Source organism: Paenibacillus sp. 79R4 (genome assembly GCF_013393165.1).
Classification (GTDB): Bacteria; Bacillota; Bacilli; order Paenibacillales; family Paenibacillaceae; genus Fontibacillus.
In genome coordinates, this window is record NZ_QJOT01000013.1 from 1 (window position 1) to 12,482 (window position 12,482).

At 48.8% G+C, this 12,482-nt stretch carries 10 protein-coding genes; 7 read left to right on the top strand and 3 right to left on the bottom strand.

Features of this window, described 5'->3' with window-relative positions; all coding sequences use genetic code 11:
* Positions 1-138 precede the first annotated feature (138 nt).
* Positions 139-303, top strand: coding sequence for a hypothetical protein (locus tag DMN77_RS17550; RefSeq protein WP_179015837.1), 165 nt, complete (start codon positions 139-141; stop codon positions 301-303).
* A 56-nt stretch (positions 304-359) separates the two neighbouring features.
* On the opposite strand, the gene DMN77_RS17555 is transcribed toward DMN77_RS17550, so the two are convergent.
* Positions 360-584: a hypothetical protein gene (locus tag DMN77_RS17555; RefSeq protein WP_179015838.1), complete on the bottom strand. Its 225-nt coding sequence runs from the start codon at positions 582-584 to the stop codon at positions 360-362.
* A gap of 81 nt (positions 585-665) precedes the next feature.
* On the opposite strand from DMN77_RS17555, the gene DMN77_RS17560 reads away from it, so the two are divergent.
* The gene (locus DMN77_RS17560; RefSeq protein ID WP_179015839.1) at positions 666-1,616 is read left to right on the top strand and encodes a helix-turn-helix transcriptional regulator; all 951 of its coding nucleotides are present in this window, start codon (positions 666-668) and stop codon (positions 1,614-1,616) included.
* A gap of 48 nt (positions 1,617-1,664) precedes the next feature.
* Positions 1,665-2,570: a hypothetical protein gene (locus DMN77_RS17565; protein WP_218653022.1), complete on the top strand. Its 906-nt coding sequence runs from the start codon at positions 1,665-1,667 to the stop codon at positions 2,568-2,570.
* 405 nt (positions 2,571-2,975) lie between these two features.
* On the opposite strand, the gene DMN77_RS17570 is transcribed toward DMN77_RS17565, so the two are convergent.
* Complete coding sequence (locus tag DMN77_RS17570) at positions 2,976-4,178, bottom strand: MFS transporter (protein WP_179015840.1); 1,203 nt, start codon at positions 4,176-4,178, stop codon at positions 2,976-2,978.
* 763 nt (positions 4,179-4,941) lie between these two features.
* On the opposite strand from DMN77_RS17570, the gene DMN77_RS17575 reads away from it, so the two are divergent.
* The 3 genes from DMN77_RS17575 to DMN77_RS17585 are packed head-to-tail and all read left to right on the top strand — an operon-like array spanning position 4,942 to position 8,498.
* Positions 4,942-5,910, top strand: coding sequence for an ABC transporter permease (locus DMN77_RS17575; protein ID WP_068780389.1), 969 nt, complete (start codon positions 4,942-4,944; stop codon positions 5,908-5,910).
* A gap of 14 nt (positions 5,911-5,924) precedes the next feature.
* A complete protein-coding gene (locus DMN77_RS17580; protein WP_068780390.1) occupies positions 5,925-6,833 on the top strand; it encodes a carbohydrate ABC transporter permease in 909 nt (302 codons plus the stop codon).
* Positions 6,834-6,875: 42 nt separating this feature from the next.
* Positions 6,876-8,498 (top strand): extracellular solute-binding protein, encoded by a 1,623-nt coding sequence (locus DMN77_RS17585; protein ID WP_068780391.1) that lies wholly within the window; start codon positions 6,876-6,878, stop codon positions 8,496-8,498.
* A gap of 119 nt (positions 8,499-8,617) precedes the next feature.
* On the opposite strand, the gene DMN77_RS17590 is transcribed toward DMN77_RS17585, so the two are convergent.
* Complete coding sequence (locus tag DMN77_RS17590) at positions 8,618-10,909, bottom strand: helix-turn-helix domain-containing protein (protein ID WP_068780392.1); 2,292 nt, start codon at positions 10,907-10,909, stop codon at positions 8,618-8,620.
* Between the two features lie 164 nt (positions 10,910-11,073).
* On the opposite strand from DMN77_RS17590, the gene DMN77_RS17595 reads away from it, so the two are divergent.
* The gene (locus tag DMN77_RS17595) at positions 11,074-12,462 is read left to right on the top strand and encodes an alpha-L-fucosidase (protein ID WP_179015841.1); all 1,389 of its coding nucleotides are present in this window, start codon (positions 11,074-11,076) and stop codon (positions 12,460-12,462) included.
* Positions 12,463-12,482 lie beyond the last annotated feature (20 nt).

Below are 12,482 nucleotides of genomic sequence, written 5' to 3' on the forward strand. Positions count from 1 at the left end.
CAGTTTCGTTACAATTTTCAGGAGCTCTTTTTAGCTCGAATAGCGATACTACGTTTCGTTAGAGAACGGCGGGGTACGAAGGGGAGCAGGAAAATAGCTAAGCGAGTTGAATTCCCGGAAATTACTGGGGAAAGCCCAATGTCAGAAATACTAGCAGGAACAGAAGGACCGGGGATATCAGCAAGGTCGGCAGTAACGGCAACAACGGCACATCAGCAGAACAGTAATATCGTCAAATCGGCAGTATCGGCAAGATCAGCAAACCCCCAATATCAGCGATCGGAATTTCGGCAACATCAGTAATATCAGGTAGACCCGGAATATCAGCAGAACGGCTCATCAGCAGAACAGTAATATCGTCAAATCGGCAGTATCGGCAAGATCAGCAAACCCCCAATATCAGCGACCGGAACTTCGGCAACATCAGTAATATCAGCTAGTCTCGGAATATCGACAATACAGCAGTAACGGCAAAGTCCAGCAATACCAGCAACATAAGCAACATGGGCCAGCCCAACTGAACTGCACAAAACAATTGTTAAACCGATACAGAATAATGTACCGGATAATGTTTTTATATACATACAGTATCTTTTAAAATTGGCGACAAGCTGTTGTCACCAATGGTTTGATATATTTGGATGGAACGGGGGACAGGATCAGCGATGAAACGGATGGATCGAATGATGGCTATTGTGCTGGCGCTGCAGCATCAGACGGAAACGGCGCAATCGCTTGCCGATAAGCTGGAGGTGTCAAAGCGGACGATTCTGCGCGATGTACAGGCCTTGTCTGAGATCGGGGTCCCGATCTGCGCGGTCAGCGGTCCTGGCGGTGGATACCGCTTGATGGAAGGGTACAGACTGCCCCCGCTGCAGCTGGATACGGAGGAAGCGCTGGTCCTGCTGCTTGCTTTGAACGGGGTGACGAAGTACAGCGACAGCCCGTTTCAACAAGCCAGATGGACAGTGAGGGACAAGATCCGTTCCGTATTGCCGGAGCATACTTTAGGACAAATTACTCCTTTGCTGGGGCATGTAGAAATGGAGGTGCCGGATCGGCGTTATAAAACGCCATATTTAAGCGAGCTGATGAAGTATGCGGCGGAAGGGCGATGGTTATTAACGCTGTATCGTTCGCAGAATCACAGTCGGCAACTGAATATTCGTCCGCTGCGAGTGTATGCAGCTCACGGGTTCTGGTACTGTGAAGCGTACTCTTCCCAGCATGGGGAAGTGCGTACCTTTCGGGTGGACCGCTTCGTAGAAGTGGAGGCCTCCAACATGCCGGAGTCTGAAGTGGAACAAGAGCTTGATTCGCTGAGTTCGTCTAAGGGGGCGGCAGTGCTTGAGCAGTCTGTACATATGTATGCGAAGCTCACCTATCGCGGGGCGTTGTTGGCAGAGCAAGATCCTCATATGGGGCATCTGGTCAAGCAGACTGGGGATGAGGAATGGGAGGTTGCCTTTGATTGCCCGGCATCGGAATGGAACTGGGCGGTGGATTTTTTCTATTATATCGGGCTTGATGCCGAAGTGTTGGAGCCTATACGGCTTCAGGAAGAGCTCCGTGTGAGAGCGGAGCAGCTGGTACGAAAATATTCAGGCAATGACTGACTGCCCGGAAATCTCAAAGGAATAAAAGAAATAGAGGAGGCTGGTAATTTGAAAAATGAAAGCAGATCTGTATTGGAGCGCAGCAAGGATTTTATCTATAAAAATGCAAGATTGCTGGATCGGGTGCGGTTCGCGTATCATTTCGAAAATGGCTCCAAGGCGGATATATTGTGTGCTTTACAGGCTTATCAGAACGAGGATGGCGGCTTTGGGAACGCCCTGGAGCCGGATATGCGCTGTCCGCATAGTCAGCCTGTGACCACGGAGACAGCTCTGCTAATCATCCAGGAGGTCGACGGGTTTGACAGCAATGTAATGCTGGACGGTATCCTGTCCTATTTGCAGGAAATAAGCCTATCTGGAGGCGGTCTGCCGCGGGCTACAATGGCTGTGAACGATTATCCGCATGCTCCTTGGTGGACAACAGAACAAGACGATATTCCGTCGCTAAATCCTACAGGAAGCATTATGGGCCTCCTGCTCGGACAATCCGCGCGCACTGCATTTCAAACAGAACGATGGTTCCAGGAGCATGTGAGCTTTATATGGCGCTGTCTGGAGGAATCTTCGGCAGGCCCCGGTGATTATCATGATGCAATGCAATGGATTTCCTTCCTGGAGACGGTACAAGGAGAGCCGGAGCGGACGGCAAAATACAAAGGAATCCTTGATGAGTGGTTAACCGGATCGAAAGGTATAGAGAAGAACGTCGATGCCGAAGGATACGTCCATAAGATTCTCGATTACGCGAAAACGCCGGACAGTTATGCTTACCGGCTTCTCCAGCCCGCTGATATCGAGCGGCATCTGGATTGGTTAATGGCCGATCAGCAAGCTGACGGGGGCTGGAATATCAACTTTCCGGCAGTCAGTCCGGCCGGCGAGCAGGAATGGCGCGGTTCGATAACCGTAGACCGATTAATCACGTTAAAGTCGTATGGGCGATTGGTGTAAAGCAATAAGATAAGGCAAGCTATCTAATAATTGTGCTGGACCGAGCATCGGTATCGAGTATCGAGCTAAGCTGTGCTGAGGAGTAAGTAGGGAATCGACAGTTTTACATTCAGTTTTAAGCGGAAACGCTCGGTGCTTTCGTAGCCCGATGTCTGCGGTTACGGATTTTTGGGTGTCATCGGAACCGAACACCGGAGAGTGTAATCTCGGTAAACCGTGGATTATTTACGAATCACATCGATATTAGCCCGGGTGAACCAAGCGTATTTTCCCCCTATGCCCGGCTCATCTCCCTCAGGAAGATCTATAAAGTACGGATGATCTATCCCTTCAACAATCATGAATTCTAAAAAGCAGTCTGTTCCCCCACAGGGAGCGCAGGCTGCTTTTTTCAATGTAAAAGAGTTAACCCTTCTTTGAAGAGCCGATAGACTGATTTGCACGAATGGCGGCCGGATCGCGGTGAAGATAGCGGGTTGCAAATCCGACGCAAGCGATGAGAGCAAATGTCATGGCAATCAGGTAGAAGCGCTGGCGGCCGAACTGCTCAAATACGATTCCGCCCAAGGTGCCGCTGAGCAGACCGGAAGCGCTGGACCATGCAATTGTGAACAAGGCCATCCCGGTCGCCCGGTATTCATCGGGAATCAGGCGGGTAAGCATCCGAATCGCTGTAACATAGAAAATGCCAAAGGAGAAGCTATGCATGAATTGGATCGCGATAATCGCATAGGCCGATCCCGTTAGGCTGACGAGCAGGAATCGGGTTGCAAATACTAGACTGGCAAAAATAAGCAGCGGCAGCTCCTTAAATCGGTCACCATAAATGCTTAGAAACAGAAAGATCGGTATTTCCGAGCAGGATGAAGCGAGCTGAGCCCAGCCGATTAAATTTTCTCCGGCTCCCAGATCTTTCAGCGTAATAGTTAGGAAGGCATCGTTCATACGTGCCGAGATAGCCAGGCAGAAGACGCAGCCAAAGAACCATAGCAGCTCCTTCTGGCGCAGGATAGACCAGATTCCGGACATGTTCATTTTTGCCACCGGGCTGCTCTGATCCTGAATGAACAACGTAATAAGTAGTGCAATGCCAGCTATAGCCATAGTAACCCACATCGTCCTGGAGGCGCCGATTACCGATAGCACATACCCGATGACGAGAGCAAAGCAGGCGTAGCCGATAGAGCCGAAGATGCGAACGGTAATAAAGCTCTTGCCATGCTGCTTGGCAGCATTAATCGCAATCGTATCGGACAGTGGGAAGACAGGATAGAAGAAGAAATAGAACATCGTAATCATCAGCATAATCATAGAAAAAGAGGTTGAAATCGAAAGGATGTAAGACATGATGATTTGACCTATTAACAGAATGCACATGATTTTTTTGACGGTTCTATATTTATCGCTGGCGATACTCCATAGGAGATTGGCTATGAGAGAAATCATGGGTCCCAGTGCGTACAAGACCCCGATTTGGCTGTTCGAAAATCCGAGCTTGGCATAGAAGAGCGGAAAATAGGTGCTGACCAGCACCATCGTTCCATATATGGTAAAGGAGAAAGCGCGCATCGATGACAGATTGGGCCGAGATAATGAAGACGGTTCCATATAGTGATGACGACCTCGTTTCGGTGGTGTTGTACAGCAGCCTGATGATGCCAGCCAAGTCTGCAATATAGTCAACGCTAGTATATCATAACCCGTCGGAAAAAGAGGGGAGATTATTATCTCCGTTCATTTTTAAAATAAATCGTTAACATGTAATATTAAGCAGGATATTCGGTTGGTCGGTTGGGTGCTGTCGGCTCTAAGACTGACTGAACAGAACATCGGCATATTAAGCAGAGACTGTGAAGGAGGATTGCTGCCGCTCAGGAAAGCCACGCACGTGGAAACAGCGGTCATACTCTACAGACTTATACAGCAGCCGCAACCTCATCCCGAACGAAATCACTGAATAGATAATAGGGTTCAACAGGAATAGACGGCTTGGAGCGATCCAGCTGTCTTTTTTATGATATGTATTTTTTGAGCTTAGCTAAGAGAATGCTCAGGGGGAGCAGCTTGTACCCGCAACCGAAGTACAGGATTGACAAACCCAAATCATTGGTTAAATTTGATATTTGGATGTAAACGCTGTCTTTTGGCGCAAAAAAAACACATTCAGGTGTTGTCACCAGTCAGTGTCAAAAAGCACCGAGGCTTATGCGGCGCGGAATGAGAAGGCTCATAAACCACATATTTACGTCTGCCCCCCTCCTCGTTATCGTTAAATACGTAAGCGCTAGCAATCCTGCAGGATTCGCAAACGACATCATGATGAGCAGCACTCGAAACGCATCTAAGAAATCATACTGAAAGGGGTGATCCTATGCAAAACACCAAAGCTGCTGTTTCAGGAGAGATTATGTTAAAGCCCGGGAAGAACGGCGCCGGCAAGAGCCTTTGGAAGAGAATCATCCAGAACTGGGAGCTGTACATCTTTATTGCGCCCGCATTTTTATATTTTCTTATTTTTTCATACGGGCCGATGTATGGCATTCAGATTGCGTTTAAAAACTTCATTCCTACCAAAGGCATTACGGGAAGTCCGTGGGTTGGATTCGATCATTTTGAACGATTCTTCCATTCATACTATTTTTGGGATTTGCTGTGGAACACACTGAGTATCAGCTTGTATGAACTGGCCGTCGGATTTCCAATCCCGATCATTTTGGCTTTAGCCTTTAATGAGATCAGAAACGGCTTTTTCAAAAAGCTGGCCCAGACGGTGACTTATGCGCCGCACTTCATTTCTGTCGTGGTAATGGCCGGGATGATTATTGCATTTCTGTCTCCGTCCACGGGGATTATCATCCATCTGATCGAAGGGCTCGGGCTGCAAGCGCCAGCTTTTCTGACGGATCCACGATGGTTCAAGACGATATATGTCCTGTCGGGCGTATGGCAGAGTACGGGCTGGGGAACAATCATTTACTTGGCAGCGCTGTCCGGCGTGGACCCCGGGCTCCATGAAGCAGCGATTATCGACGGAGCTTCGCGGTTTCAACGCATCCGTCACATTAATATACCAACATTGCTCCCAACGATGACCATTTTGCTTATTTTGAACATGGGAAGCTTGCTGGGGGTAGGCTTCGAGAAGATCCTGCTGCTGCAAAATCCGTTGAATATGACATCTTCGGATGTAATTTCCACCTTCGTGTACCGCTCCGGGCTCGTGGATGCGCAGTACAGCTTCTCAACAGCGATCGGCTTATTCAACTCGGTGATCAACTGCATACTGCTGATTACTGTGAATCAGATTGTACGCCGTACCAGCGAGAACAGTTTGTGGTAGGAGGAGGGGCATGAATGCTATCAGGTGTAAGAGAGACGAAAAGAGACAAAATATTTGTGGTCTGCAACTACTTATTTGTAATCTTTGCTTTTTTAATTGTGCTGTATCCTTTGGTCTATATGCTCAGCGCCTCAATCAGCGATCCGAAATTTGTTGCTTCCGGGGAGATGTGGCTGTGGCCTAGAGGAATTACTTTTGACGGTTATAAACGCGTATTCCAGAATTCGAGCATCTGGATCGGCTATAAAAATACCATCTTATATACTCTAGTGGGCACGACGATTAATCTGATTGTTACGCTGCCCGCCGCATACGCCTTAAGCCGCAAGGATTTTATCGGACGCAACTTCTTTATGGGGATGTTCATGGTCACCATGTTCTTCAGTGGAGGTTTGGTGCCTTCATACCTGCTGGTTAAACAGCTTGGCATGATCAATTCGATGTGGGCCATCCTTATCCCGGCATCCGCATCGATCTGGAATATTATTGTCTCACGGACCTTCTTCCAGAGCTCTATTCCCAAAGAGCTGCAGGATGCGGCTCAAGTTGACGGGTGTACGAATATGCGGCTGTTTCTGAAAATTATCCTGCCGTTATCGATGCCGATCGTAGCTGTTATGGCTCTGTTCTACGGTGTTGGTCACTGGAACAGCTATTTCTCGGCGATGATCTATCTGAATGATTCAGCGAAATATCCGCTTCAGCTTGTCTTGCGGCAGATCCTGGTGCTCCAGGAGATGTCTGCACAGGGCGGCGGAGTGATCGACTCTTCCACAGCTACAGCGATGAATACCAAGGCGGAGATTGCCGCTCTGGTTAAATATGCAGTCATCATTGTAGCTACGCTGCCCGTAATTGTTGTCTATCCATTCTTACAGCGTTATTTCGTTCAGGGGGTTATGATTGGCTCCGTCAAGGGCTGATCTTGGTAAATGAAATAATATTATAGAAGGAGCAATGACATAATGAAAAAAAATGCAAGGTTATCATCCATCATTCTTTGCCTCGCTTTATTTGCTGGTTTACTGGCGGCCTGTGGCGGTTCATCCAAAGATCCATCCAATGGCGCGTCCAATAATAAAACGGATTCGGCTAATCAAAATGCAACTGCTGCTAATGGAGTCAAAAAAGAGGGGTTCCCGATCGTGGATGAACCGCTCACGCTCTCATTGATGTCGCAGGATGCAGGGGTGGCCGATTGGAATAACATGCCTGTCCTGCAAGAGATGGAAAAGCTGACCGGAATCAAACTAACCTATCAGCTTGCGCCGATCGATAGCTTTGCGACCAAGAAGAATCTTGTGTTTGCCAGCGCAGACCTGCCGGATGTATTCTACGCTGCGGACCTTAAGCCAGCGGAGCAAGTCACCTATGGATCGCAAGGGGTACTTATTCCTCTGGAAAAATATATCGATGAAGGGTACGCGCCTAACATCAAGGCGATATTTGATGAGCATCCCGAGATTCGCAGATCGTTCACCACACCGGACGGGCATATCTACGCACTCCCTTATGTTGATTTGGCCGCAGTGTGGTACCGCAGCCCGATGTGGTATAACGGTAAATTTCTGGAAGCTCTCAATGTAACCGAGTTGCCGAAGACTACGGAAGAACTATATAACTACTTGAAGCGCGTTAAGGAAGAAGATCCTAACGGCAATGGGAAGAAGGATGAAATTCCGCTGACCTCTGTTAAACTGGATGATTTGCGCATGTATTTCCTCGGTTTCTGGGGGATGTATGATGAGAAAATCTATAACGATGATAACGGCAAGGTTCACTATTCACCGCAGGAAGAAGGCTACAAGGGCTATTTAACGTTCCTGAACCGTCTCTGGAATGAAGAACTGCTGGATCATGAGACATTCTCCCAAACGCCGGATCAGAAGAAAGCCAAGGGAGTGAACAATCAGATAGCGGTGTTCAATGATTATTTCCCTTACTTTACGCTCGGCGGAGAGCCTAGCGGCGATAACCCGTTGATGACTCCGGTGAAGAGCGAGATCGAAGGTTCGCCGGTATACGGCAAGCACCCGGGGATTTCTACCAACGGTACGTTTGCAATTACGAGCAAGAACCCGAATCCGGAAGCCACGATGCGCTGGATCGATTACCAATACAGCTATGAAGGTGCTACCTTGTTCTCTCAAGGCCCTGAGGATCTGCTGTGGAAATATACAAACAAGGATACACATGAGAAAGAATGGCTGCCTGTTCCAGGAGGCAAGGATCGCGAGGAATACCGCGGCACGCTGACTCCAAACTTTGGCATTCTGACGCCGGGGATGAACTCAAGTGAGTTGACAAAAGGATTAAAGAGCGATTTTGATACCTGGATTGATAATGAAAATGCCGAGAAGCTGGTTCCGATCGGCAGAGCCCCGTTCCCTAACGTATATTTGACGAATGAGGAGCAGAGCGAAGCGACCGCCTTGTTCTCTGATCTGGATACGTACGTACAGCAGATGGAGGCGAAGTTCGTAACGGGGCAGGAGCCGCTGTCCAACTGGGATAAGTATGTGCAACAAATCAAGAAGATGGGCGCAGACCGCATCGTTGAATTGTATCAGGCTGCCTATGACCGTTAATCGGTGCGAAAAACCGCTTAATCAATAACAAAGAGTATATGGAGCAGGACGGAATTGGCAGCTAAAAAACATGAAAGCCAACATATCCCGGTGTAATAACCGGATGTTGGCTTTCACCATTATTTGGCGTCTAATTCGGGCTCCGGCGGAAGATCCTCAAGATCTGAAAACAGTTTGCGGTATTGGCCCGGTGTGTAGCCTGTCTCTTTTTTAAACTTGCGGATGAAGTTCGGCGAATCAAGGTAACCGACCCTTTGAATTATACTTTTGATCGGATCATTGGTCATCTTGAGCTGATATTTTACTTCTTCAATCCTTTTTTGCCACACATATTGGATAAAGTTGAGTCCGACCTTCTCTTTGAAGGTGCGGCTGGCATGCGAAGGTGAAATGCCGAATTCAAAGGCGACCGTCTCCAGGCTCAGGGTATTGTCCATATAATGCTGATCAATATAGGCAACGATGCGGTCCATGATCGACTGCTCTTCCTTATGATGCTTCTGCTCGACCTGTTGGCAGATCTCTGAAGCGAGTTCCAGCAGACCGTCCTCGAGCTCGCCCAAGGAGTTGCTGTACAGCAGATTAGGTGCAAGCTCCTGCATCAGGTTGTAGTGATAACCCGGTTCAGTAGCTGTTCTAAGGATTGTATTCAGCAGATCAAAGCAGATGCAGCGGATATACAATGCCGAGAGCCCGGATGATTGCAGGCTGGCGAAGGAAGAGCGGATGATTTGCGACGCAACATCATAGCTGCCTTGCTTGAGGCTCTGCGATAGCTTGAGCAGATTGTTGCTCGGAATCCAGAACGTATGATCTGGCGTATCGGATAGTTTATCGAAATAGTTAACCGAGCCGCGATCGGTGGACACCCGCATTTCAAAGGCCGAGCAAGCTTCAATATAGGACTGATTCAGCTGGTCCGGACCGGAATAAGAGGTGCCGACCCCGATTGTTGGAACGATATCGAAGCTGTCCAGCAGGTTGCTGCGTACCGCCTCGCTGATCAGTCGTATATGGGCGAACTCGGCGGACTCATCGTCAAGATCGAAATTGATGATCAGACCGATCTGATCCATCCGTGACAGTTCAACGCCATATCCGTGGGCAGCCAGTTCCGGGAATTCAATTTGTGTCAGCAGTCCGATCATTTCCTGATGCTCCTGTATGCCGTTTTGCTCGTCTTCATCCCAGCCGATCACCATTACGAAGAAATGGGAGCGGTTGAATTCAAGATCAAAAGCCTCGCGCAGCTCTGGGGTAAGGCTTTGAGCGCTTCCATATTTGAGCAGCATCGACAGAAAATGATGGCGGGCGAAAGGTTCCTGCAGATCAACTCTAGAACTGTATTCCTGCAAGGCCGTGCGGATTCGATCCAGCTCGTTGCCAAAGCTGCTGTTGCCCAAGGTGGAACTGGAATTGGCGGCGGCAAAATGGGCCAGCACTGAGATGGGCTGATACTGCATTCTGGCCAGGACGAGTGCGATCGCTATGCCAACGATAACAACGATGGAGAAGAGCATGCCCATGAAGCTGCGCACATGCAGGACACTGCTGAAGAATTGGGAGCTTGGCATGATCGTTACATAGGTCCATCCGTTGGCTTCGGATTTGACGGATACAATCGAATGGGCTTGGCCGTTGACGATGCGGTCCTCAATCCCAGGTGTCAGATCGCTAAGCAGCGCCCTTGTATCAGAGTTGGTCAGGTCTTCTCCTTGACGGTTATTGACGAGAATATTTCCTTCATTATCAAGAATGTATGTTTGGCCTTTGTAGCTTCCCAGGATCGAGTCTACCAGGCTGGTCAGTTCGGATTCATTGATTAAATACATGACTGTGGCATGCGGAGTAGGACTGTTAGGCGTAATTGGGATTAAATAAGCCAGCATCGATTTCTCCATCCCGTTGGGATTGCTGACGATGTCGGCCGGCCGGATCGTTGGATATTTAGTCATATTCAGGTCATAAAAGAGGGTCGTCTCATCCCAGCTTGTGAAACGGAGGTTGTCGGTGAACACATTCAGGTCATTCAAGCCTTTGCTGGAGTATATTTTATCATCCTTGTGAAAATACAAATATATTTCTCCGATGATAGAGCTCGTTGCTTTGTATTGATCAAGGGCCTGAATGGATTCACGGCTGGTGACCGGATCATGAACCTGATAGTTGGTAAGTCTTCTGTCATAAGAGATGCGGGTAGCAATTTCGCCCAGTTCTTTCATCCGGCCATCGATAACTACATTGGCTTGAGTTAATTGGGCAAGGCGGGATTGTTCGATTTCCATGCGCAGACTGGTGACCGCATTTCTATAAATCAGTACGGTCATAAATATTAAGGGAATCAGCAGTATGAACAAATAAGACCAGATGTACTTCAGAAATAGCTTGGATTTAAAATAGTTGACTCTCAAGGATTCCGCCCCCTAATAGCTGATCACTCACTATGTCTCTGTATTGATAACAATGATACCAACAAATTCTTTATTTGGACATAGAGGAGGTTACAAAAACAACAGCCTTAGCGGCGGCGGACCTGGATGGCATAGCACTAAAAGTAGAAGGACGGAGGAATAACATGAGTGATAACAAAGGGTCAGCAGATGAATTCGAATCCGTTGTAGAACAAGGAGTTCATAACTACAGCAGCGAAGCAAGCTGGGTGAAGCCTGAGGACCCGCTGCTGCTTGAACGTCTGGAGTGGTTCAAGGATCAGAAGCTTGGCCTGATGATGCATTGGGGTCCTTATTCCCAGCTTGGTCTGGTAGAATCCTGGGCGCTGAGCGATGAGGATCAGGAATGGTCGCGCAATGAGATTGACTGGGATATTGATGCAGAAGAGCTTAAGCGGGAGTATTTCGCCTTGAACAAGACGTTTAATCCGCTGCGATTTCAGCCTGAACAGTGGGCGAGCCTCGCTGCTGATAACGGATTCAAATATTTGAATTTTACGACGAAGCATCATGACGGGTTCTGTATGTGGGATACGCGTACGACCGGATACCGTATTACAGGTCCGGATTGTCCGTTCCATACTCATAAGTATGCCGATATTACGAAGCAACTGTTTAATGCCTTCCGCGCTAGAGGGCTAGGCATCTCCGCTTATTTCTCCAAAGCGGATTGGCATACGCCGTATTACTGGGCGCCGGGTATGCGCCCGGGAACGACCACATCGCGCGGTCCAACCTACGATCCGAAGGAATATCCGTGGTTGTGGGAACAGTTTGTCCGGTTCACGCATGAGCAAATTATGGAGCTGGTGACGAATTACGGTCGAATAGACGTGTTATGGCTTGATGCCGGATGGGTGAATGATTACCGCGATCAGAATATCCGTTTGGGCGAGGTCGTGGAGAAGGCGCGGCAGATTCAACCGTGGCTGCTATCCGCGGATCGCACGGTGGGAGGTCCTTATGAGAATCTGATTACACCGGAGCAGACCCTGCCGGAACAAGCGCTTCATGTACCTTGGGAGAGCTGCATCACGATGGGGTCGGCCTTCTCATTCCGCTATGAAGATCAGTATAAATCGATGCGAGAGTTGATCCATCTGCTGGTAGAGATCGTGGCCAAAGGCGGCAATTTGGCTCTAAATGTCGGCCCTCAGCCGGATGGAAGGATATCGAAAACGGCGATTTCCCGTATTCGGGGAATGGGGGACTGGCTGAAGGTATACGGTGAAGCGATTTATGGAACGCGCATTTGTGAGCCTTATTCGATCGGGAACCTTCAGTTTACGCAAAAGGCAGATCAAGTGTATGCCTTCCACCTGTACAAGGATGAAGCGGCGGCGGTACCGCAGGAGATTGTGCTTCCGCTGCGTAAAGAGGTCAACCGGATCGACTTGCTGGGCAGCTGTGACAAGCTGGAGTTCCGCCATACTGAGCAGGGTGTCGCGGTCCGTCTGCCGGATGCGGAGGCAGGCGGCAAGGCCCCGATCGCCCATGTTTTTCGGATTCAATAATAGAAACCGGATGGATGTTC

Coding starts and splice junctions, on each gene's coding strand:
- DMN77_RS17550 (WP_179015837.1), top strand. CDS start 139: ATGTCAGAAATACTAGCAGGAACAGAAGGACCGGGGATATCAGCAAGG.
- DMN77_RS17555 (WP_179015838.1), bottom strand. CDS start 584: ATGTATATAAAAACATTATCCGGTACATTATTCTGTATCGGTTTAACA.
- DMN77_RS17560 (WP_179015839.1), top strand. CDS start 666: ATGAAACGGATGGATCGAATGATGGCTATTGTGCTGGCGCTGCAGCAT.
- DMN77_RS17570 (WP_179015840.1), bottom strand. CDS start 4,178: ATGGAACCGTCTTCATTATCTCGGCCCAATCTGTCATCGATGCGCGCT.
- DMN77_RS17575 (WP_068780389.1), top strand. CDS start 4,942: ATGCAAAACACCAAAGCTGCTGTTTCAGGAGAGATTATGTTAAAGCCC.
- DMN77_RS17580 (WP_068780390.1), top strand. CDS start 5,925: ATGCTATCAGGTGTAAGAGAGACGAAAAGAGACAAAATATTTGTGGTC.
- DMN77_RS17585 (WP_068780391.1), top strand. CDS start 6,876: ATGAAAAAAAATGCAAGGTTATCATCCATCATTCTTTGCCTCGCTTTA.
- DMN77_RS17595 (WP_179015841.1), top strand. CDS start 11,074: ATGAGTGATAACAAAGGGTCAGCAGATGAATTCGAATCCGTTGTAGAA.